Annotated in this window: 20 protein-coding genes; 13 read left to right on the top strand and 7 right to left on the bottom strand. The window is 60.5% G+C overall.

Annotated elements, in window-relative coordinates; genetic code table 11:
* The first annotated feature begins 10 nt into the window (after positions 1 to 10).
* Positions 11 to 712, top strand: a complete 702-nt coding sequence (locus tag AC5RUQ_RS17030; protein WP_493948509.1) for a substrate-binding domain-containing protein — start codon at positions 11 to 13, stop codon at positions 710 to 712.
* 497 nt (positions 713 to 1209) lie between these two features.
* On the opposite strand, the gene AC5RUQ_RS17025 is transcribed toward AC5RUQ_RS17030, so the two are convergent.
* On the bottom strand, positions 1210 to 1425 hold the full coding sequence (locus AC5RUQ_RS17025; protein ID WP_493948508.1) for a hypothetical protein: 216 nt from the start codon (positions 1423 to 1425) through the stop codon (positions 1210 to 1212).
* 113 nt (positions 1426 to 1538) lie between these two features.
* Positions 1539 to 1748, bottom strand: a complete 210-nt coding sequence (locus tag AC5RUQ_RS17020; protein ID WP_493948507.1) for a hypothetical protein — start codon at positions 1746 to 1748, stop codon at positions 1539 to 1541.
* Between the two features lie 239 nt (positions 1749 to 1987).
* Here AC5RUQ_RS17020 and AC5RUQ_RS17015 point away from each other — a divergent pair, with 239 nt between their 5' ends.
* Positions 1988 to 2749 carry an IclR family transcriptional regulator gene (locus AC5RUQ_RS17015; RefSeq protein ID WP_493948506.1) on the top strand — a complete coding sequence of 254 codons (762 nt, stop codon included), beginning with the start codon at positions 1988 to 1990 and terminating at the stop codon, positions 2747 to 2749.
* 129 nt (positions 2750 to 2878) lie between these two features.
* On the opposite strand, the gene AC5RUQ_RS17010 is transcribed toward AC5RUQ_RS17015, so the two are convergent.
* Positions 2879 to 4039, bottom strand: a complete 1161-nt coding sequence (locus AC5RUQ_RS17010) for an NAD(P)-dependent malic enzyme (RefSeq protein ID WP_493948505.1) — start codon at positions 4037 to 4039, stop codon at positions 2879 to 2881.
* Positions 4040 to 4399: 360 nt separating this feature from the next.
* On the opposite strand from AC5RUQ_RS17010, the gene AC5RUQ_RS17005 reads away from it, so the two are divergent.
* The 9 genes from AC5RUQ_RS17005 (at position 4400) to AC5RUQ_RS16965 (ending at position 14671) form a co-directional block, all read left to right on the top strand.
* Positions 4400 to 5395: a dihydroorotate dehydrogenase gene (locus AC5RUQ_RS17005; protein ID WP_493948504.1), complete on the top strand. Its 996-nt coding sequence runs from the start codon at positions 4400 to 4402 to the stop codon at positions 5393 to 5395.
* Complete coding sequence (locus tag AC5RUQ_RS17000; protein WP_493948503.1) at positions 5385 to 6656, top strand: MFS transporter; 1272 nt, start codon at positions 5385 to 5387, stop codon at positions 6654 to 6656. Before AC5RUQ_RS17005 ends, AC5RUQ_RS17000 begins: the two co-directional genes overlap by 11 nt.
* Before the next feature lie 24 nt (positions 6657 to 6680).
* Complete coding sequence (locus AC5RUQ_RS16995) at positions 6681 to 7208, top strand: hypothetical protein (RefSeq protein ID WP_493948502.1); 528 nt, start codon at positions 6681 to 6683, stop codon at positions 7206 to 7208.
* On the top strand, positions 7201 to 7704 hold the full coding sequence (locus AC5RUQ_RS16990; protein WP_493948501.1) for a hypothetical protein: 504 nt from the start codon (positions 7201 to 7203) through the stop codon (positions 7702 to 7704). The genes AC5RUQ_RS16995 and AC5RUQ_RS16990 overlap by 8 nt, the downstream gene beginning before the upstream one ends.
* Positions 7685 to 8983, top strand: a complete 1299-nt coding sequence (locus tag AC5RUQ_RS16985) for a Zn-dependent hydrolase (RefSeq protein WP_493948500.1) — start codon at positions 7685 to 7687, stop codon at positions 8981 to 8983. The genes AC5RUQ_RS16990 and AC5RUQ_RS16985 overlap by 20 nt, the downstream gene beginning before the upstream one ends.
* 10 nt (positions 8984 to 8993) lie before the next feature.
* Positions 8994 to 9893, top strand: coding sequence for an iron-sulfur cluster-binding protein (locus tag AC5RUQ_RS16980; RefSeq protein WP_493948499.1), 900 nt, complete (start codon positions 8994 to 8996; stop codon positions 9891 to 9893).
* Positions 9890 to 11224 carry a dihydroorotase gene (locus AC5RUQ_RS16975; RefSeq protein WP_493948498.1) on the top strand — a complete coding sequence of 445 codons (1335 nt, stop codon included), beginning with the start codon at positions 9890 to 9892 and terminating at the stop codon, positions 11222 to 11224. The genes AC5RUQ_RS16980 and AC5RUQ_RS16975 overlap by 4 nt, the downstream gene beginning before the upstream one ends.
* A complete protein-coding gene (locus AC5RUQ_RS16970; RefSeq protein ID WP_493948497.1) occupies positions 11221 to 12660 on the top strand; it encodes an aspartate ammonia-lyase in 1440 nt (479 codons plus the stop codon). The genes AC5RUQ_RS16975 and AC5RUQ_RS16970 overlap by 4 nt, the downstream gene beginning before the upstream one ends.
* A gap of 448 nt (positions 12661 to 13108) precedes the next feature.
* A complete protein-coding gene (locus AC5RUQ_RS16965) occupies positions 13109 to 14671 on the top strand; it encodes an AbgT family transporter (protein ID WP_493948496.1) in 1563 nt (520 codons plus the stop codon).
* A gap of 612 nt (positions 14672 to 15283) precedes the next feature.
* On the opposite strand, the gene AC5RUQ_RS16960 is transcribed toward AC5RUQ_RS16965, so the two are convergent.
* Entirely contained in the window at positions 15284 to 16339 is a 1056-nt protein-coding gene (locus AC5RUQ_RS16960) for a PDDEXK nuclease domain-containing protein (protein WP_493948495.1), read from the bottom strand.
* A 375-nt stretch (positions 16340 to 16714) separates the two neighbouring features.
* On the opposite strand from AC5RUQ_RS16960, the gene AC5RUQ_RS16955 reads away from it, so the two are divergent.
* Positions 16715 to 17311, top strand: a complete 597-nt coding sequence (locus AC5RUQ_RS16955; protein WP_493948494.1) for a helicase associated domain-containing protein — start codon at positions 16715 to 16717, stop codon at positions 17309 to 17311.
* Positions 17312 to 17366: 55 nt separating this feature from the next.
* On the opposite strand, the gene AC5RUQ_RS16950 is transcribed toward AC5RUQ_RS16955, so the two are convergent.
* Genes AC5RUQ_RS16950 through AC5RUQ_RS16940 form a run of 3 tightly spaced genes read right to left on the bottom strand, consistent with a single transcriptional unit; the run spans position 17367 to position 20663 of the window.
* On the bottom strand, positions 17367 to 18599 hold the full coding sequence (locus tag AC5RUQ_RS16950) for a hypothetical protein (RefSeq protein WP_493948493.1): 1233 nt from the start codon (positions 18597 to 18599) through the stop codon (positions 17367 to 17369).
* Between the two features lie 30 nt (positions 18600 to 18629).
* Positions 18630 to 20267, bottom strand: coding sequence for a relaxase/mobilization nuclease domain-containing protein (locus tag AC5RUQ_RS16945; RefSeq protein ID WP_493948492.1), 1638 nt, complete (start codon positions 20265 to 20267; stop codon positions 18630 to 18632).
* A gap of 3 nt (positions 20268 to 20270) precedes the next feature.
* Positions 20271 to 20663, bottom strand: a complete 393-nt coding sequence (locus AC5RUQ_RS16940; RefSeq protein ID WP_493948491.1) for a MobC family plasmid mobilization relaxosome protein — start codon at positions 20661 to 20663, stop codon at positions 20271 to 20273.
* A gap of 252 nt (positions 20664 to 20915) precedes the next feature.
* On the opposite strand from AC5RUQ_RS16940, the gene AC5RUQ_RS16935 reads away from it, so the two are divergent.
* Positions 20916 to 21224: a hypothetical protein gene (locus tag AC5RUQ_RS16935; RefSeq protein ID WP_493948490.1), complete on the top strand. Its 309-nt coding sequence runs from the start codon at positions 20916 to 20918 to the stop codon at positions 21222 to 21224.
* Positions 21225 to 21318: the final 94 nt, after the last annotated feature.

Here is a 21318-nt window from a genome sequence, read left to right as displayed (position 1 = left end):
TGAGGCGACAGTGAATCCTGCAACCACAAGGACGTCTCTCTTCTGTGCGAACGCTCTAAGAAAACCGGTAGAGGAAACAATCATGCCGGCATTTGTTAGAGCGACTGGACAGCCCATAGAGGTTGTCTACGATTCAACGGCGAGGCTCCTGGAAAGGATCAACGCGGGGGCCCAACCGGCTATATTTCTCGGACTTTCTGGTTCCCTTGGGCGCACAGAGCCGCCCCGAGGCGGCGCCTTCCATGCTGCAGGGCACATCGTTAGTTCGGGGATCGGAGTTGCCGCCGCGCCCGATGCCAATGCCCCAAGTATCACAACCGTAGAGGAGCTTGCCTTTGCACTCACAAGGTGCCGCTCTGTTGCCTACTCGAGGACGCGACCAAGCGGAACGTATTTCGGCCGGATGCTCCAGGACCTAGGGATAGCTGACATAGTGAACTCCCGAGCCACTTTCGTCGAGGAAGGGTCAACAACCAGCGCTTTGATTGACGGACGAGCCGTTCTGGCTGTCCAACAAATAAGCGAACTCAAGCTAGTTCCCGAGGTGACCTTTCTCGGGCCACTTCCAGCAGCCGTCCAGAGGTACACAGAGTTCTCCACGTATCTATGCAGCAAGGCGGCCAACGAATACGTGGCAACTGCACTTTTCAATTTCTTAGGCAGTTCCCTTGCCAGGTCCGCTTACAGTGCCGCTGGTCTCCAAGCCTACTGACTCGAATATGGCGCTCTGATTCCAACAAGGTCGTGGCACGTCCTACAGGGACGCCATATATGCACTCCTGCAGATCTCAACACATGCCCGATCTGGAGGTAACACCCAATCACCACGCAGAAGAGGCAAAGATGCCAGCACGAAGCCCCATCAGTCACCAAGAGTGGAAGCGTGAAGGGTGGCTAGAAACCCCCGATTCCCCTCCAAGGCCCAACCCCGCCGAATTAATAGCCTCTCCATGGGTAGGACTGCATTACAGCGATGAGTACTGTCGCGACGCTCCAGCCCTAGCTCACCCGCGGACCTTATGATCCGATCCTGGTCCACGTTGTGAATCAAGCCCCGTAAAGGAGCGAATGCGCGGCATTCTTCAAGACGAGGCAGATTGACGGAATATCCATTATCGGCTCTTTCCGTGGCCGGGCAGGGAATCCCGGGAAACTGCACGAAGAGTTTCGACCCGTCCGGCGGCGCGCATCGCAGGCCCTGCAAGTGCTCTACCAAGTAACGTTTTCCACCGTTGTCCCATAGGGGATTTCTTCGCTGAGACGGATGGTGAACGATGCCGGACTGAGTCGTGTCACCAGGATGCCCTGGTTGAGCTGCCGAGCCGGCCCGAGCAGTTCGGTGACGGCATGATCGAGTCTGTGTTCCAGTTCGGAACGACGGCTGATGTTGAGAGTGATGAAGCGTTTGGGGCTGTTGTCAGGCATTGGGCTGCATCCTTCGTGTATGGCGATGATGTTTCTCAAAAAAGGGCTCTGGAGGCGGTGCCCCTACCGATGATTCGGTCTTCAAGGGCCAGATCGCGGCATGCACCGGCAGGTCAGGTGTGCAGGATTATGATGCCTTCCCTGTCGTCAAAGGCTCGTCGGCCGCGGCCTTCGTGGTCCACGATCCAGATGACGTCCGAGCTGGCGGTCTTGGCGTCGACGATGCCTAGTGTCGCGGGGTTGTGGGAGTCGGTGACGAGTACCTCGTCACCTGGTTCAAGCCTTCTCCAGTCCTGCTTTATCTGCTTGGTCTTGGTTGTCATGGTGGTCCTAAAGGAGATGGGGAAGTCGATGACCGCCTACCGTCTGGGTTGGCAAGGTCTTCGAGGGGGCTGTCCGGGCAGGATGAGGCCGGCCCGTTCAGGATGCGTACGCGTTGCGGTCTAGGGACCGCATAGCATTTGGACTGTCTCGCCTAAGCTGCGCCTCCTAGTGGATTGCTTTTACTAGAAGTTGTCGTATGCTGAAAAAAGGTTTTCCGTGACGCGATATAGGGGTAGTCATGCAGGTTGTAGTCAGGGCCTTGGATGTGCTGAAAGTTCTTTCAAGAGCTCCGAAGGGACTCACTCTTGGCGAAATCAGTGAGCGCCTGGATCTTCCCGTGGCGAGTGCCCACAGAACTGCTGCGGTCCTCGAAGAACAAAAGTTCATCACAAGGTCCAGCTCCAACCGCCGGTACTTTCTAGGGCCGGCGGTACGCGAACTTGTACAGTCGGATTATTCGCGGGAATCTCCTCTGGTGACGGCACACCACGCAGTTTCAGACGCGAGTAGGCGGACTGGCGAGACGGTGTTCCTATCTGAATTTGCTGGCGACAAGGTCGTCTGTCTGGCATTGTCGGAGTCCAAGTTCCCCCTGAGGTTGTTCGTGCGTGTTGGTCAGACAATGCCTTTGCACGCCGCTGCAGCAGCACGGACGCTACTGGCATGGCAACCGCCGGATAGGATCCGGAAACTGCTGGCCAATACTGAGTTGACTGCCTTCACGGCAGAGACACCGAGCACGGTAAATGCAGTGATGGATCACCTGGCCAACATCCGTTCGGAGGGTTACGACGTCTGTGAGTCCGAACTGGATGAGAATGTATGGGCCGTTTCCGCTCCGGTCCGATCTTCAATTGGAGAAGTTGTAGCGTCCATTACCCTGGCAGCACCGTCTCAACGCATGGTCGACAGGAGCGACCGAGACGAGGCTGTCAAGGTTGTGAGGGCTGCGGCAGATGAAATGGCCGCAGATCTTGGATGGGTGGAGACGGACTCCTAGTTCCAGTCCGGCCCCAGCGCCACGCGCAGCCAGAACTACTCCCTGGGAATTACTTGTCCTGCGCGTGCTTCCGACAGTCGAGTGGTGTTGTAATCGGTTCGCACCAATCACGCCGCTTGTGGGTAGCACCTAAACTGCTGCGATGACGGCCGCAGTGACGGCCTGGGCAACGCGTGAATCCAGCGGACTGGGAACAATGTACTCTGCATCCAGCTCGTCGCCCACGAGATCGGCGATCGCTCTGGCTGCCGCCATCTTCATTTGGGTTGTAATGGTGTGAGCCCCGGCATCCAGTGCTCCCCGGAAGATTCCCGGGAAGGCAAGCACATTGTTGATCTGATTGGGATAGTCACTCCTTCCTGTCGCAACTACTTTCGCGTAACGGGCGGCAACTTCAGGGTCGATTTCCGGCGTTGGATTCGATAGCGCAAAGACAATCGGGTCATCCGCCATCAGCTCAAGGGTGCTCTCTTCAAGCCTTGCGGAGGAAACGCCGATGAACACATCCGCGCCAAGCATTGCATCCGCTACCGAGCCTGATAGCCGCCTCGGGTTGGTCCGCCTGAGGAGGTCTTCCTTAATTGCACCAAGATCAGTTCGCTTCGGCCCGATGATCCCCCGCGAGTCGATCATGACGATGTCTCGAACTCCCGTTTCGGAAAGGATGTTGGCGCATGCAACCCCCGCTGCACCAGCACCAGAGATGACTATCTTGATCGAATCCATTGAACGGCCAGTGAGCCTCACCGCGTTGCTGAGAGCTGCAAGAACCACTACAGCGGTTCCATGCTGGTCGTCGTGCATCACCGGGCAATCGAGCGCTTCGATCAGTTTGGCTTCCAACTCGAAACAGCGCGGAGCAGACACGTCCTCTAGATTTACCGCGCCATAGCTCGGGCGCAGACGTTTCAGCGTCTCGACGATCTCATCCACATCAGTCGTGTTCAGTACCAGTGGAATGGAGTTCAGGCCCCCAAACGCCTTGAACAAAGCCGACTTTCCCTCCATGACAGGCAAGGACGCACTTGGTCCGATGTTGCCCAGGCCAAGCACAGCTGTCCCGTCACTCACAACTGCCACGAGGCGAGCAGCCCAGGTGTGGGTTGCAGCGATAGAGGTGTCAGCATGAATGGCACGGCTTACCTCCGCGACGCCGGGTGTGTATGCAATCGAAAGATCCCTGGCCGTATCTAACGCGACCGAACTTTCGACTGCGAGCTTTCCTCCCAGATGGGCCTCGAAGATGTCAGCAGAGCTGATATGAGCTTGAACTGTTGGGTTTGCTGGCATGGGACTCCTTGTGGGATGTGAGAGGCCACCGCATAGAGGTGACACCGAATTCATGAGTCTATTTTTCCGTGCAGAGAATGGCAATGCTTCATGTAGCGGAAATTTCTACGAATGAAGATGACGAAGAACATCCCGAAATTTTTTGCTCGGCTCAGCGCACGCCGCTTTCGGCAGGCGATGAGGTTGGAGCTACGGCACTTGCCTTACGGAAATCCTCGAGCCAAAGCTCTCCCTACGCGAAAATCGCTTCCGGGGCCTGTTGAGCACCCTGCCGAAGGGTCGTAAGGAGGCGTTGACATGCCCTGTGATGTGGCTCATGCTAGCCGTGTATTCACTAGACGGATGAAGGATGTTCGCGTCATGGAAAATGGGCTGGTCGTTGATAAAGGTCCCGAATTTACAGTGTCAGACAGTGTTTCGGCTCGCGTCGACCTGACGGTGGCTCTGGGCGAACTTACTTTGGCTAATCCGGTAATGCCAGCCTCCGGTTGTTTTGGGCCGGAGCTTGCAGCCATTTTGCCCCTGGAGCAGTTGGGAGCAGTCGTAACTAAGACGGTCTTTGCAGTCGAGCGGGCGGGTAACCCGGCACATCGTCTGACCGAAACCTCCTTCGGCATGCTGAACAGCGTGGGAATTCCCAGCCCCGGGAGTGAAGGTTTCCGGAACGGGCTTCTCAGGCAGTATCAGGCGAGTGGAACGCACGTAGTGGTGAGTATTGGTGGACTCTTTACGCAGGAGTACTACACCATCGCCGAAGACCTGGGCAGCGAGGACGTTGCAGCCTTTGAGGTCAACGTGTCATGCCCCAATCTGGAACATGGGGGTTTGGCTATTGGCACTTCGCCGAAGCGGGTGGCCGAGGTAGTCCAGGGGATCCGGCGCTTCACGGACCGTCCCCTCTTCGTAAAACTGACGCCGACGGTGAGTTCCATCGGCGAGATTGCAAAGGCTGCTGAGGATGCCGGAGCAACGGCCGTGACCGTCTCAAACAGCTTTTCCGGTCTTGCCGTTGACATAAACAAAAGGGCGAGCGTTTTGGGCAGCGGCGCCGGTGGCTACACGGGCCCCGCCGTGAAGCCACTGGCCCTCAAACTCGTCCGAGATGCAGCACAGGCAGTCAATATCCCCGTGATTGGCTGCGGCGGCATCACCACTGCAGGAGACGTCGCTGAATTCATGATCGCCGGAGCCACTGCGGTCCAAGTTGGCACCGCAACCTTCACACGTCCAACCACAATGAGCGAGATCATCGCCGATCTCGAACCACTTTGTCATCGCCTCCATGTGTCAAAGGTTTCCGAACTGATCGGAACACTGGACACACCGATCCTCTCCGGAGCCATTCATGAGCAATAGTCACATCCCGTCCCCGACGGAAACGGAACACGGACCCACCCCAAAGGAAACCGACCGGGACAATTATGGCCGCAAGGCTGTGTTCGCCTCAGCCATCGGCTACGGGCTCGACGGTTTCGACCTGCTGATCCTCAGCTTCGCACTGTCGGGCATCATCGCCAGCTTCCAACTCACCAACGTTGAGGCCGGCGCCCTCCACACTGTGACCCTCCTGGGTGCTGTCCTTGGCGGCATCGTCTTCGGCATACTTGCCGACAAATTCGGCCGAGTCCGGATGTTGACGTACTCCGTCATTCTCTTTGCCGTATTTACCGGCCTCTCAGCACTGGCCACAGGCTACACCGATCTGGCCATCTACCGGTTTATCGCCGGCATCGGCATCGGCGGCGAATTCGGCATCGGCATGACCCTTGCAGCTGAGGCAGTCCCGGCCAAGATGCGCGCACGCGCCACATCCTGGGTCGCAATCGGCTTCCAGTTTGGAGTCCTGGCCGCAGCGCTCCTGTCCGCTCCGATTATCACAGCCTTCGGGTGGCGCGGCCTGTTCGTCGTTGGAGCATTCCCCGCCATCGTCGCGATCATCATCCGCAAGCGGCTGCACGAGTCCCCGAAGTTCCTCGAAAAAGCCAAAAACCCTGACAGCTCCGTCCCGAAGGTACGCGGCAACTCACTCCGGCTCCTCGTTGGCAATAAGAAAGCCGTCCGCATCACGGTTGCCCTGATCATCCTCACGTCCGTGCAGAACTTCGGATACTTCGGCATTATGAGCTGGCTCCCCCGCTACCTCAGCACCCAGTTCAACCTCAACCTGACAAACTCATCCATCTGGACCGCGGTAACAGTCCTCGGAATGATGACCGGCATCATCGTCTTCGGCCAACTCGCGGACAGGATCGGACGCCGGAGAACCTTCTGGATCTTCCAGATCGGCGCTGCCGCTTCCGTCCTGGCCTACAGCCAGATCACTGACCCGGCCATCCTCCTCGCCGGCGGGTTCATCATGGGTGCGTTCGCCAACGGAATGCTCGGCGGTTACGGCGCCCTCATGGCAGAGCTCTACCCCACAGAAGCCCGCGCCACCGCCCAGAACGTCCTGTTCAACATCGGCCGCGGCATCGGCGGCTTCGCTCCCATCATCATCGCCGTCATCGCGGCCCAACACGGCTTCGCATTCGCCTTGGCTCTACTTCCAGCCATCTACCTGCTTGCCTTCGTCACGATGTTCCTCGTGCCGGAGCGCAAGGGCGCTGAACTCGACTAACCCAACGTCTCCGAAGGAATCACCGTGACAACGCTTTCTACAACCACCCCGCCCAGCATCATCCAGAACACGGACGAACAGCGCCAGGATCTGGCTGCAGATCTGAAAGCCCTGGCATCCCATGACGGCGGCCACCCCGACGCGGCCGCGGTCCTCCACCGCCCAGCCATCCTGCGCAGGATCGCCGATGCTCTGGCTCCCGGCATTCCAGCAGGAACAGACCGGCTGATTGCACGCTCCGGCCCCGAGAGCGCTCTTGCCACCGCAGTTGCACTGCATAGCGGCCTCCCCTTCGCCCTCATCAACCTCCCTGCCGGCACCGTGACCGGGGAACTTCACTCTTCAGAGCGGACCGTGTTCCTCAGCTACGAGCAGGAGACCGAGAACGATGAGGCGGTGTTTGACATCCTGACACTCGCCGGAGCACGGCCAGCACTGGCGCTGTCCGTCCTGGGGGCGGATGTCCACGGCGGGGATGCATCCTTGACGCGGCATGCACTGTTCGGATTCGCTGAACTCTCCATCCATACAAAGGAGAATCACCATGTCTGACAACACTCGCCGCATTCTGGACGTCGCCCGCCAAGCCGCAGAAGCCGGCGCGTCGCAACAGATTACATCCCTGCAGACACCGGCTGTCGCCGAACTTCTGGGTAGGGAACTCGCCCAGACCATGACCGCTGCAGAACCTGACACGGTTGTCGTCTGGGACCAGGTCGAGTCCGCCGTCCTCGGTCATGTAGTGGCCAGGGAATTGGGCGCCGACCTCGTGTACGCCTTCTCGGTCGAAGGTTCCCTCGGGCTCTCCGGCGCACTCGCCAGCGGATCCCGGACGGTCGTCGTCAGCTACGACTGGACGGAGCTGCACGGGCTGGACGCCCTCGTCCGCTTCGCGCAATCCCAGGGCGCAGTCGTGACTGGCATCGGTTCCGTCGTCCCAGCACCTGCGCCGGAGGCACGCCTTGGTATCGAAACCCACACCCTCACCGATGGGTACCCAGACAAACCGGAAACACAGAAGGAACACGATGTCATCGACAACGGCTGAGTCCGCCGCTACGCTGCCTGTCAGCCGCGCAGACCACGTCCGCGCACTGATCGAACGATTTGCAGCCCTTTCCGAGCCAGACAGCGGTCCCGGCGTCACCCGTCTGGGATACAGCGTTTTGGAACGGGAAGCCCACCGGGAATTCAAGGCTTACATGGAAGACCTCGGCTTGAGTGTCTACACGGACGCCGCAGGTAACACCATCGCCGAACTTCCTGGGTCAGAACCCGGGCTGCCCGCCCTGGGGACCGGGTCCCACTTGGACAGCGTCCCCAACGGCGGAGCGTTCGACGGAATTGCTGGTGTCGTCGCGGCTATGGAGGCTGCCCGGACACTTACCACCAGCACGTCGGCGCTTCGCCGCACGGTCCGGTTCGTGGCCTTCGCTGCTGAAGAAGGGGCAAGGTTCGGTCAGGCATGCACCGGCAGCCGCATCATCGCGGGCCTGACACGCTCCACGGACCTGTCCGAACTTGTGGACAAAGACGGGGTCAGCGTCGCCGAGGCAATGACAGCCATCAATATCGATCCTCAACGGGTCTCCGATGCCATCTGGAACCCGGAGGACTGGGCAGGCTTCATCGAACTACACATCGAACAGGGCAGCGTGTTGACCGACGCCGACCTCCCAGTGGGCGTAGTCGACCTCATCTCCGGCAGTACGCGCGTCCGCATCGACATTACCGGGCGCGCGTCACACACGGGCGGAACACCGATGCATCTCCGGGCAGACGCCCTGGCGGCGTCCGCCCAGATCGTTCTGGCCGCCGAAGAACTCGCCAACGACTCCCGGCACCACGGCACACGCATCACCGTCGGCAAACTGGACGTGCATCCCGGCTCGATCACCACCATCCCGGGACACTGCAAGCTACACATCGATGTCAGAGATACCGACGCCGATCGGCAACGGCTTTCGACAACGGAACTCATCGCGCGGGCATATGACATCGCGGCAGCACGGGAAGTCGGCATCTCCGTGAACGTCCTGGCCGACGCCTCCCCCGTGGTGCTGCCACTGAAGATACGCAACGCCATCACTTCTTCGGCCGCTCGTCTGGGCCTCGCGTACCGGGTGATGCCCTCCGGCGCCAGCCATGACACACAAATGATCAATCACGTGTGTCCCGGAGGAATGATCTTCATTCCGAGCCAAAACCACGGGGTCAGCCACTCACCGGACGAACTATCCGATTTCAACGACCTGGCGGCAGGCGTTGAGCTGCTCACAGCCAGTCTTCGGCAACTCGATTCGTCCCTCCCTGCCAGCCACCACTAGGAGAACCGCGATGTCCACCCCCTCCGATGCCCCTACCGTAACCCTTCGTGGGGATGACAGCCTGGGCAACTGGGAGCTGGCCAAGCTCCCGGACAGAAAACGGCCTAAAGCCACGGCTGGCCAGTACCGCATCTTGGACCACCGACCGCTCGGCGACCGGTATATGGCACTGTTACTCGACGCCCCGGGCATTGCCGGTGTGGCCCAGCCGGGCCAGTTCCTCATGCTCACAGCAGCCCGGCGCGGGGAGAAAACCCCTGCACTGCCGCGCCCCATGGCTATTTATTCAACGGACCCTGAAGCCGGAACCGTCGAAGTTCTCTACGGAGTCGTCGGATCGGGTACGAAACGGCTCCAGTCCTTTGAGGTCTCGGAAGAAATGTTCGTGGTTGGACCCTTGGGACGCAGCTTCGAAATCGAGCATGGAACCCGCAGCGTATTGCTCGTCGGCCGCGGAATAGGAACCTGTTCCCTCACGACCGTTGCCCAAGCCAACTTCAAGAACGGGATACAAACCATCGCTGTCACGAGTGCCAGGGAGCCCTCGGCACTTATTGGCGCTGACTACTACCGCCGTCACGGCGCAAAAGTTTACGAAGTCACAGACCAGGAGGGCTCCAGCACGCCTGCAGCGCTGTTCGCCAGGCTCACCGCCGATCTGGACGCCAACCCGCCGGAAGTCATCATGACCTGCGGTTCGGATCGACTCACTAGGCTTTGCGAAGACCTTGCCGAGCGTTGGGGATCCCAGGTGCAGGTCTCCGTCGAGGCGCATATGGCCTGCGGCCTGGGGTACTGCCACGGGTGCGCCTCAGGCGCCCGGAGCGAAGGAAACGAAAGCCCGCTCATCTGTAAGGACGGGCCCGTATTCTCATGGGAGCCCGTCCCCAGCCAGTCATGCGTGCCATGATCATCGAATCCTTGCAATGGAAAACCGGCGATTCCCTGGATCAGGTCATCGTCTCCGGGGTCCTGCCGTACGGCGGCGCGGCTGCTGACGTTCTCATACAGAACGGGCGGTTTGTGTCCTTCCTGCCAGCAGGACATCGCACCTTAGCCGATGCCAAGGTGCTCAACGGCACCGGGCTGATAATGCTGCCAGGCTTTGTGGACCTGCACACGCACCTCCGGGAGCCCGGAGGTGAAACGTCCGAGACCATCCAGACCGGAACCCGATCCGCCGCCGCCGGGGGCTACACGGACGTCTTCGCCATGGCCAACACCGACCCCGTGACCGACACCGCGGATAAGGTGCGGCATCTGCTGAAGCTGGCTGGCATGCATGCCATCTGCCGGGTCCACCCGGTCGGAGCGATTACCACCGGACTTAAGGGACTCCAGTCCGCACCGTACGAGGAGATGGCGGCGGCCGGAGCAAAAATGTTCTCCGATGACGGCAAATGCGTCAACAATGCCGCTCTTACCCGTGAAGCTCTCTTGGCCGCTGCGCGACTGGATCGCGTAGTGGCTCAGCATGCTCAAAGCAGCGACTTGGCCGGAGAAGGGCAGATCAATGCCGGTCACGCAGCGGAAACCTCCGCTCTTCCGCCCTGGCTAGGTGTGGCAGAAGAAACCATCATCGCAAGGGATGCCGTTTTGGCCGCGGAAACAGGAGCCCGTCTGCACGTATGCCACATCTCCACACGGCGCTCGGCTGAAATCATACGCTGGGCAAAGTCCCAAGGATGGCCGGTCACCGCGGAGGTCACGCCACACCATCTCCTGCTCTCAGATGAACTGGCAGCACTGACGGACACGCGATACAAGGTCAATCCGCCACTGCGCTCCGCAGACGACGTCCAGGCACTCAGAGCCGCACTTCTGGACGGAACCATAGATATTGTCGCCACCGACCACGCCCCGCACACCGACGAATCCAAGGCCCGTACCTGGTGCGATGCTCCCTTCGGCATGACGGGGCTGGAGACCGCACTGCCCGTGGTGGCTAAAGTGCTGGACGAGGCACAGTCGCTGAACTGGAAGCGGGTCGCGGAGCTGATGTCGATCACTCCGGCACAAATTGGTGGAATCAGCGAATTCGCAGGAAGACCCCTGACGGCAGGCGAACCGGCCACATTCACACTTATCGACAACACCCAGTGGACCGTGACAAGTACCAACCGGTACTCCAAATCAACCAACAACCCTTTCCGGGGAACGGAATTCCGCCACAGAATCGTCGCGACCTCTCTGGAAGGACGACTCATCCACACACTCAACGACACAGCGAGCAACCCATGACCGAACAGACCACCACACCCACGCACCGAACCGAACACGACCTCCTCGGAGACTTTGAAGTACCAGGCAACGCCTACTACGGAGTCCACGCAGCCCGCGCCGCTGACAACTTTCCCATCAGCGGGCAGGTACTGACATCCCAGCCGATCTTCATTTCAGCATTGGCAGCCGTGAAACAGGCCGCAGCAGTAGCCAACCGGGATCTGGGACTTCTCAGCCCTGATAAAGCGGACGCAATCATCAAAGCCTGCCAAGACCTCCGATCCGGTCAACTCCACGACCAATTCATCGTCGATATGATCCAAGGCGGGGCAGGTACCTCGACGAACATGAACACCAATGAGGTCATCGCCAACAGGGGACTTGAATACCTCGGCTACGAACGCGGCCAGTACCAGCATCTCCACCCCCTTCAAGACGTCAATCTTGGCCAAAGTACAAACGACGTCTTCCCAACCGCGCTCAAGATAGCGCTGGACGGACACATCCTCCACCTTCTGAACGGACTCGCCCACCTTCGGCGCACCCTGGAATCAAAAGCCACCGAATTCTCCGACGTCATCAAAATGGGACGCACCCAACTTCAGGACGCTGTGCCCATGACCCTGGGACAGGAATTCGCAGCCTTCGCGGCAACCCTCGAAGAAGATGAGGCACGCCTGCGCGAAGGACGGCTCCTGCTCCATGAGCTCAACCTCGGAGGAACAGCTATCGGTACTGAACTCAACGCCCACCCGGCCTACCGGGCACGGGCAATGGAAACGCTGAGGGAGATTACAGGAGTCGAGACCCTCGTCTCTGCCACAAACCTCGTGGAAGCGACCTCTGATGTTGGCGTCTTCGTCCAGCTTTCAGGCATTCTAAAACGCGTCGCCGTCAAACTTTCGAAAACGTGCAATGACCTTCGACTCCTGTCCTCCGGACCGCGCGCCGGATTCAACGAAATCAACCTGCCACCCCGGCAGGCCGGCTCCAGCATCATGCCCGGCAAGGTCAACCCCGTGATCCCTGAAGCCGTGAACCAGGTCGCTTTCGAAGTGATCGGCAACGACGTAACCATTACCCTGGCCGCAGAAGGAGGCCAGCTACAGCTGAACGCCTTCGAGCCGATAATCGCACGCGCCCTCTTTGCCAGCCTGGATCACCTCACTGCCGCGAGCAGAATACTGGCGGACAAATGCGTAGCCGGAATAACAGCCAACCGCGAGCTCTTGCGCGCACGTGTAGCGGAGTCCATCGGGCTTGTCACAGCACTAAGCCCCAGGATCGGCTACGAAAACGCCACCACCATCGCAAAAGAAGCTTTGATGACCGGGCAGGGCGTCTCGGAGCTAGTCCTCTCCAAGGGGCTGCTTACCCAGCAGGAGATTGACGACCTGCTCGCCCACATCTTCCAAGCGGCAACCAAAGAGGCAGCGCTGATCACGGAGGCGTAAGTCCTGGCAGGTAAACGTGCCAGCGCCGTCACGAGCAGTGGAACCCAGACCCGGACCAGAATCACAGCAGCTGGGTCGGATAGTGCTCGACCACCCTGTTAGTTCGGGTTACCGCTTGCAGGCAAGGGCACCTTTTAAGACCGACTACCTGAAATATTTCACCGAGTCCCGTGGTCCCCTACTGAGTCCAAAATTTCCGCCGGATCGACACGAGAACCGGTCCACTTTCCACTCCAGATCTCAAAACCGGTGACCCCATCCGTTTTAGGCAGTTATGCCTCTTAAGTGGTACTGAAAGCTGGGAATGGCAGGGATCAGGACACTTGACATCCGATGTGACTTGGATCATGGTTTTCACAGAGGTTTTGAAAACCACTCATCCGTCAGATGAAAATTATTTAGTACTTCTTCCGCAACGTTGCGATAGAACATCCCCCCGAGGAATGACATGTCAGTTGGACAACCAATACAAATAAAAGAAGATTCTCCCGAGCCCCGACTGGGCGGATTCCTGGGTGCCGTGGAGCGGATAGGAAACAAACTCCCCAGCCCGTTCATCCTTTTCGTCGGAATTCTCGTCGTCGTTGCCGTCACGTCGGCCATCGTGGCGGCATTCGGAGTTACCATCAATGTCCCGGGGGCGGAAAAACCCCTTCCCGTCCGGTCTGCCCTCGACCCTGCCGCGCTTGTGGAACTCGCCAACGGCGTCGTAAAGGCCTTCGTAACCTTTCCCGCGCTAGGCCCGGCGCTAGTTGTCGTCCTGGGGGTCGGAGTTGCCCAAGGGACCGGTGCACTTGAATCAGCCGTGCGGCTTATGTTCGCCAGGGTACCTAAGTGGCTCGTTCCCTACGTCGTTGCCCTCGTAGCCTGCCAAGGCCACGTCATGTCAGACGGTGCCTTCATCGTGATCCCGCCGCTTGCCGCGCTCGTGTTCCTCGCCGTTGGGCGTCATCCCCTGGCGGGCCTTATCGGCTCCTATGCTTGCATTGCTACAGGCTACGGAGGCGGCATCCTGATGGGCGCATTGGACGCCTCACTTGCCGGCATCACCCAAAAAGCCGCTGAATTCCTGCCAATGGGCCAAGCGTTCCACGGCAACATCGCGATGAACTACTACTTCGGCGCCGCTGCAGGGCTGTTGCTCGCGGCGGCCGGCGGATTCATCATCGACAAAGTCCTGGAACCAAAGCTCGGAGTTTACAAGCCCAACCCGGACGCGCCGCACCACGAGACACCGGGCGCGGGCGTCACAACTGCACAGAAGCGAGCCGTTCTAATCGCGGTCTTCGCCACCATCGCCTTCGTCGCCCTCTTGGTTGCCGCCTGGTTGTTCCCCGGCTCACCATTGCAGGGCAAGGACGGCACCCTGATTCCATCCCCGATGCTCGACATCCTCCCTGTGATCATCTGCTTGTCGTTCATTGTCTTCGGACTGGTATACGCAAAGGCCCTCCCGGCATCTAAGGAACAGCGCGACGTGGGCAAACACATGCAGAACGCTATCGCTGAGATGTCCGGCTTCATTGTCCTCATTTTCATCATCGCCCAGACACTGGCCGTGGTCTCCTACTCAAATCTCGGCACATGGATGGCTGTCGGGATGGCAAGCGGAGCCCAGAGCCTCGGTTTGAGCGGATTCTGGGTACTGCTGCTGCTCGTCCTGATCTCGGCGACGCTCAACCTTGTCATAACCTCTGGAAGCGGACTTTGGTCGCTGGAATCTACAGTCATGGTGCCGGCCTTCATGATCCTCGGCCTCTCCCCCGCCATCACGCAGGCAGCCCACCGCATCGGAGACTCAATCACCCAAGGCATCTCACCGATGCACATCTTCCTCTACGTAATTCTCGCCATGGCCAAGGGGTACGTCCCCGACTTCAAGTTGGGCACCCTCATTGCACGGGTGATGCCGTTCGTGCCAGTCTTCGGCCTTGTCTGGATCGGCGTACTAGCAATCTTCTACTTCGGCAATATCCCACCAGGACCGGGCCAGTTTATCCACATGCCATAACCAACCGCCCCGGCCGCTTCAGCAACACACCTCGGCATGCGGCGCCTCGGGAATAGCCCACAACAAACAAAGGACGGGACAGGAATACCTGTCCCGTCCTCTGTCTCTCGGGGCCAAGATTCCCGAACACTGGAGTTTGGCACTACTCGGGCCGTACGCATCTACTCCCCCACGAGGGCTCTTTCCTTCCGGTCGACGCTCCTCACGGAGATGAGCAGAATCCCCTATCAAGGTCACAACGCTGACTGCGTCACGATGCCTGCACTGAACGTCCAGGTTGGGCACACCCTAACCTGACGTCAGGAAGCAAGGATAAGAGCGTCAGAATAGAGTCCGAAGTAGCCTTTCGCCACCCTCCACTGATCAGGTCTTAGATTTCAACCGGACGTTCGTGCTGCCCGCCACTCTTGCTCACGGGATGCCTGATCCTGGATGCTGCACTGTGCAGGCAGTGTCTGCACAAAGCAATGATGTCGACGACAACTCTGCCGGCCCGATGCGCATAACAGCTGAATTGTCCAAAGTTCTCTGGACAATTCAGGCTTGCTTCCCGCACGGGTCGATTTCGAAGTCGTTAGCCAGAAGTTGGGCAGGACCGATCAGGTAGGCGCTTTACTCGGCACTTTCGGTTACTTCGGAGTCCGGTTCGGCCCATTCCAAGGCGGCGACGAGGTGTCCCTCGTCGGGAAGTGCTTTCTGTTCCGCTGCGGGCAATTTGTCGTAGGTGTAGGCGGCCACGGCCATGGGCGATGTAGAACGACCGAGGCTGTATCGGACACTGCGGTCGTTTTTGGTACCACAGATGAGAATGCCGATGGTCTCGTTGTGGTGTTCGCGCCGTAGCACATCGTCCACGAGGGCGACGTAGAAGTTGAGCTTCCCGGCGTATTCTGGCTGGAACTTACCTGTCTTAAGTTCGATAACGACGTACCGGAGCTGCTCGATGTGGAAAAACAGGAGATCGACGTAGAAGTCATCTCCGTCCACATCGAAGTGCACTTGGCGTCCAACGAAGGAGAAGCCAGGGCCCAGTTCGCGGAGGGTTTCCGTGATTCTGCTGGTGAGGGCGTTTTCGAGGTCGCGTTCGGCTACTTCGCCTGAGAGGCCGAGGAATTCGAAGTTGTAGGGGTCCTTGGCGACCTGTTGGGCGAGTTCGGAATCTGGTCCAACAAGCCGTTGGACAAAGTTCGAGGGCGCGGCGCCGGTGCGTTCCATTGACCTGTTCATCATCATGTTCAGGAGGACGTTTCGGGACCATCCGTATTCTGCGGCGGCTGAGGCGTACCATGTCCGTTGGTCCGCGGTTTCTGCTTTGTCGAGCAGCACGGTGATGTGACCCCAGGGCAATTGTGCAACAGCTTGTTGCACAATTGGTTCGGGCCAGGCGGCGGCGAATCCGCGCATGTAAAAGAGGTTGCGGCGGGAAAGGCCCTTCATATCAGGGAATTCCGCCCGAAGGTCATCGGCCAGCCGGCCCATGACCCCGCTCCCCCACTGTTCGGCCTCCTGGCGTTCCAAAATGGTTTTCCCGATGGACCAGTACAGCTCGATGAGCTGAGTATTCACGGTGCGCAGTGCCTGTATGCGGGCTGCGCGGACGCGGTTCTTGAGCTCGCCGAGGAGGTCTGCGTAGCCGTTGGGCATGGCAAGGTCACGGGAATCTGTCATGGTTTCGATCCTATCGATCGCCACGGACATGGCGGGTTGCTCCCCGTTCTGCCCCTACCGGCGTCTATACCCGGGGGCCATACTTGCGTGCTCCCTCACTTGGGGGCGCGGCGAGGCAGCCGCGGATCTGTGGTTGATTGAGCCGGCGTTCTCCAGTAACGGTCCGCTGGTCTGTCGCAAGATGGCCCGTGTTTGTTGCCTTTCCAGCATTGTTGAGAGGCCTGCGCGGGATCCCCCTATAGATTGTTTCGAAGGAGAAGATTAGGGGATGACCGTGGCTGGGTTTCATAAGGCATGAGGGACAGTCGACGGGCTGCTCCTCACGCTGAGTGGGTGGACATGTACCGGAGGGGTATCCCTCCCTCGAGGATCGCGGTGCTGGACGCAGCTCCCGCCAGCACCGTGCGCTATCACCTGCAGGTCGCGAAGAGGCTCGAACCGGAGCTCGAAGCCGAGCATGCGGCTGCGCTGCCGAGGTCTGAGGGGCCGTCCACTGCATTTCTGACGATGTTGCAAGACGTTGTCGACTTTTACGGCACCTGCGGCCGGCTGCCATCGGCCCATGCGAAGTCACCACGGGAGGCGACGCTGGGCAGGTGGCTTTACCTCCGGCGCAGGGAAGCGCAGGCGGGCACCCTCTCCCCGGCTGTCCGGGACGGGCTGGATGTGATTCCCGGTTGGGACCTGGCGTCGAAGCGGAAGGTCGAGGACGAGGCCAGGTGGCAGAAGCGCTTGCAGCAGGTGAAGGACATCCGGGATGCTGGCGGCGAGTGGCCGCGTCATCAGAAGACCCCGGATGCGGACGAACGCGTCCTGGGCGTGTGGTTGCACGCCCAGCGGATTAACTACAACCAAGGAAAGCTGTCTTCAGAGAAGGAGTCTCTGCTGAATGAGGTCCTGCCGGGATGGCGCGAGGGCCGGCCACGTGGCCGCCGACCGCGACGAACACTGCAAAGCCCTCGCGACAGGTAGATTATGCGAAACGGAGGCGCTGCGGCCCCGCCTCCGCCTGATTGCCTTCCTGTTTTTATCGGCTGGGTCCGCCCTTGGACCTTTCGGCTCCCACGGCTGCCCCCGCACGGCTCTTCCTGGCCTTGGCCGCGCCTTTGCCCATGGTGACTGCTGCGCTGGGGTGGGTGCCTTCGCTGCGTGCCGCAGTGAGCCGCCCGCGGATCTGAGCTTCGTTGGCCCCGGTGCTCTCGAGGGATTCCGCGAATTTTGCGTGGTGTTCGGCTGAGCCGTAGCCGGCAGCTGATTCGCTCTCCGCTTTTAGCCCTTGGTCGCTGAAGCGGTTGCTGTCGTTGCCTGTGACGCGGTCTTCGATCTCTCGGCCAACGCCTTCAAGGCGGGCGAAGAGTTCCTTCTCGGCCCGTTCATACCGCTGCTCAATTGATGCCACTTGAGAGCCTGTGAAGCCGCCCTCGGCCAGGAGCTTGGCTTCGTACATCTCCTTGGCGGCTTTCACGAACGCGGGATCCTTGAAGTGTGTGTCGCCGGCACCGTTGATGGTCGCAGTGGTTTCTTTGCGTAGCTGCTCAATGTCGGGGCCGTTGATACCGTCCCTGCCGATGAGGAACAGGCGCTCTTTGATCTCAGCGTCTGCCGCCGCAGCAGCTTTGGGCGTTTTCGCGTTGTGGGCGCGTTGGAGGGCCTGTGCCAGTCCGGGGTTTGCCAGGTACTCGACGGGTACTTGGTGGCGCTCCATTTCGGGTGCCAGCTTTGTCGCCTGGGCTCGAAGTTCTTCTGCCTGCGCAGCGGCGATCAGCTGCATTGCTTTCTCGTGTTCGGCAGCGGCTTTCCGTGCTTCTTCCTGGCTGCGTGCCAGCTCGTCCAGCCGGGTCTTCTCTGTGGCGATAGTCGCGATTCCTGATTCAAGGTAGGCCGTGTCCGTGCCGACGTCGTGTGTGTCGATCCCGTAGCGGGCGAGGACTTCTCCGCGGATCTTCGCGGAGGCTTCAAGGGCGGCGGGGTCGTGATCTTTCCAACCTTCCGCGACGGCGTGGGCCGTGGCGATGTCGGCCGGCTGTGCCTTGTCCCACCACTCATCCTTCTGTACGGGTGCGAGGACGGCGAGGGCTGAGCTGCGTTCAGCTCTAAGGCGCGCCTGGGCTTCCTGTGCCGCTTGGTAGTCCTGGTGTTCCTGCTGTCGCTGGGCTTCCTGTCGGCGGCGGGCCAGCGTCTCTGCGATGCGTGCGGCGATCATCAAGGATTGCCGCATTCCGTTGTCGAGAAAGTCGTCGATGCCGTCTGATTCACTCATGGTGTTCCCCTTGCACTGGTGGTGTGATTCTTATCGGTCGAGTCCCGGCCCGTTGTCGCGGCTGGGCTGATAGGTCTTTGCTGGTGTTGCGGGTGTAGGTGTCGTGGGAACCACCGAACCGGGACGGATCGGGGCCATGCCGCGGCGGGCAATATCGACTGCCCTCGGCGGCACTGCAGCCGCTTCGGCCGGCTGTTGTTCTGCTCCTACAAGGGCGGCCTTGGGCATCGTCGCGGTGAATGGGGCGAGCTGGTTTTCGACCACTGATCGGATGCGTTGGGCTTCGCGGGCACGGCCGGACTGGGCGTGCATTTCGTACACTGCGAAGGCGGTGTTGATTAGCTGCACCATGAGCGCCGTTTGAGCAGCGGTCTTGTTCTTGCTCGACGCTGCCATGAACAACATGGCCGTGCCGGCAATGGAGGGCAGCGCGACGGGTTTGCCGTGCTGCCGGGGTGCCCGAAGTTGGGCTGTGCGGGACAGTTCGGCAGCTGTGGCAGCCAGCGGCCCTGGCGTAGCCTCGAGCCGGTATGACCATGCCGCGAAGGCACCGGATACTTCACGTGCTGCTTTCGCCCAGGTTGCGTGATCGTCACGCGGAATGGTGCGCAGCTGGTCGGCCAGTGCTGTGGCGTTGCGGGTGTATTCCACCCACACATCTGCTGAAGGGGTGGCGTTCTCGGGACCGGTCCTGGAGACCTTGCGTTTGTTGCGCGCGGCCGCGTTCCATTCCGCGGCGGCCTCGGTAGCGAGGTGCGGGGAGTCCATCCATTCCTCACGCAATGCACCGAGCTTCAGGTCCGACGCGAGCGTGCCGCCGCCGAACCAAATAGGCCGCTCTCCCGGCCTTGGCCGCTCCGCGACGGAGTAGCCAACGATGACGTCGGTGGTGTTCTTCGCGTAGCGCGGACGGAGCAACAGTCCGGTGTCACGGGCGCGGCGGACGAACTCCGCTTCGGTTGCTGACGCGCTGGCGCTGGCGCGCACCTTCCGGGCCAGGGAGGCACGGTGCATTTCGCGTTCGTCCCTGACGGCGGTGGCCTTCTCGGCCCGGTCGTAGCCGCGGGTGGCGTGCACACTGGAGAGTTCTTCGAGCCCGTACTTGGTTTCAAGTTCGCGGCAGGTCTGCTGGGCGCGTTTGTAGTCGCCGTGGGTGGAGGCTTTGGTGCCGTCTTCGCGGACGAGGGACACCGCGATGTGGATGTGGTGGTTGCCGTTCTCAGACGTGCCGTGGTTGATCGCTACCCACCGGCACTGGGCTTTTCCGCTGGCCTCGGTGAACCCCATGGCGTCGACGAAGTCGTTCGCGATGTCGCCCCACTGCTGATCCGTCAGCGCTCCTTCTTCGGCGCGAAGGCTCAGGGAACAGTGCCACACATCGGCCTGCTTGTGCCCGTTCGGTACGCGTTCTTTCTTGACCGGGTCCCAGCGGAAATCCTTCTGCAAGACCTCGACGCCGAAGGCCTTGCGGGGCTGGTCCAAATGCTTCGCGACGGCAATCGCGTCGTCCTTGTCCAGGACGCCGTCGTCGTACCAGGCCATGATCGCCGCGTCCCCGGCCACCAGGTGCGGATCGGAGTGCGCGTTCTTCGTCTTATCAGCATCGGTCGAGGCCAGGTACAGCATGAGCCCGGACATCCGGGAGCCGCGGGTGATGTTAGGAATCATTCCCTACATCAACCCCTCAATCGTCCTGTCAATCCGCATCGCCACCTCGCGCACATACGCCAGTGCAGCCTTGGCGTCCTGGGGGAACTCATCGCCGGCGTTCGCGTGCCGGGCGATCTGGTTCACATTGTTCGACACCCGCGCCAGCAACGTATGGATCGCCATCAGTTCAGCCATCGCCGCCCTGCGCTCGGTCGGCGTCTCCGCGCCTTCCGACAACGCAGCGCTCAGCATCAGGTTCGGGACCGTGACCTTCTGCCGGGCAGCCTTCGCGATCAGGGCCGCTTCCTCCTCCGCCGTCACCCACACATCGCGGCGCTTCTTCGTCCCCGCCGGAGCATTCGCACGGCGCCGCCTGGACAGCGGGGAACGTGGCTTTTCATTCTCGTCAGACAAGCACTCCCCCAATCCCTCAAACGGCCCAGCGCAGCGACCCCGAAACCGGGGACCACACAAGCCAGTGTGCCAAGGGAACAACCACAGGGCTGTGAGCGACACGCCATTTACACCCGTGGAAATGTATAGCTTGCTCCGTCGAAGCGGCTCACCTGCCTTTTCAGGCCTCCGGCTGGGATCGTGGTTGCGAATTGGACCGCCGCTGCGCGTCGCTCCAACACAACCGGACTCCGCTGTGGTTACGGTGGGGGCATGCCAACCATCGATATTGAACAGACCCGCAATCAGGCCCGCGCCCTGCTGGATTCGCGCATCGAGTCCGTCACCAACCTGGTCAAGACCAGGCAGCGCATTACCGACCTGCGCGAACAGCTCGCCGACGCCGAGCGTGAAGACAAACGCGCCTACGTCCGCGCCACAAAGGACGGGTGGAGCCCCGAGGAGCTAAAGAAGCTCGGCCTGGAGTCCGGGGCCGCCACGCGGCGCCGGAAGCCGGCCACTTCCCGGACCGCAGACGAGGCCGCCCCATCCTCCGCCGGTGGGGATACCGGGGCTGAGTAGGCTTGCCCCTCGTCCACATGGGCACGGCAAAAGCTTAATCCTTCGGGCTTTTCCCGCACCCATGTGCACGACGGGACCCACCTGACCGGCTGCA

Source organism: Arthrobacter sp. MDT2-3 (assembly GCF_059090465.1).
This window is presented reverse-complemented; position numbering and strand designations above follow the sequence as displayed.

Coding starts and splice junctions, on each gene's coding strand:
- AC5RUQ_RS17025 (WP_493948508.1), bottom strand. CDS start 1,425: ATGCCTGACAACAGCCCCAAACGCTTCATCACTCTCAACATCAGCCGT.
- AC5RUQ_RS16990 (WP_493948501.1), top strand. CDS start 7,201: ATGTCTGACAACACTCGCCGCATTCTGGACGTCGCCCGCCAAGCCGCA.
- AC5RUQ_RS16965 (WP_493948496.1), top strand. CDS start 13,109: ATGTCAGTTGGACAACCAATACAAATAAAAGAAGATTCTCCCGAGCCC.
- AC5RUQ_RS17020 (WP_493948507.1), bottom strand. CDS start 1,748: ATGACAACCAAGACCAAGCAGATAAAGCAGGACTGGAGAAGGCTTGAA.
- AC5RUQ_RS16935 (WP_493948490.1), top strand. CDS start 20,916: ATGCCAACCATCGATATTGAACAGACCCGCAATCAGGCCCGCGCCCTG.
- AC5RUQ_RS17005 (WP_493948504.1), top strand. CDS start 4,400: ATGGAAAATGGGCTGGTCGTTGATAAAGGTCCCGAATTTACAGTGTCA.
- AC5RUQ_RS16945 (WP_493948492.1), bottom strand. CDS start 20,267: ATGATTCCTAACATCACCCGCGGCTCCCGGATGTCCGGGCTCATGCTG.
- AC5RUQ_RS16960 (WP_493948495.1), bottom strand. CDS start 16,339: ATGACAGATTCCCGTGACCTTGCCATGCCCAACGGCTACGCAGACCTC.
- AC5RUQ_RS16970 (WP_493948497.1), top strand. CDS start 11,221: ATGACCGAACAGACCACCACACCCACGCACCGAACCGAACACGACCTC.
- AC5RUQ_RS16985 (WP_493948500.1), top strand. CDS start 7,685: ATGTCATCGACAACGGCTGAGTCCGCCGCTACGCTGCCTGTCAGCCGC.
- AC5RUQ_RS16975 (WP_493948498.1), top strand. CDS start 9,890: ATGATCATCGAATCCTTGCAATGGAAAACCGGCGATTCCCTGGATCAG.
- AC5RUQ_RS16980 (WP_493948499.1), top strand. CDS start 8,994: ATGTCCACCCCCTCCGATGCCCCTACCGTAACCCTTCGTGGGGATGAC.
- AC5RUQ_RS17015 (WP_493948506.1), top strand. CDS start 1,988: ATGCAGGTTGTAGTCAGGGCCTTGGATGTGCTGAAAGTTCTTTCAAGA.
- AC5RUQ_RS17010 (WP_493948505.1), bottom strand. CDS start 4,039: ATGCCAGCAAACCCAACAGTTCAAGCTCATATCAGCTCTGCTGACATC.
- AC5RUQ_RS17000 (WP_493948503.1), top strand. CDS start 5,385: ATGAGCAATAGTCACATCCCGTCCCCGACGGAAACGGAACACGGACCC.
- AC5RUQ_RS16950 (WP_493948493.1), bottom strand. CDS start 18,599: ATGAGTGAATCAGACGGCATCGACGACTTTCTCGACAACGGAATGCGG.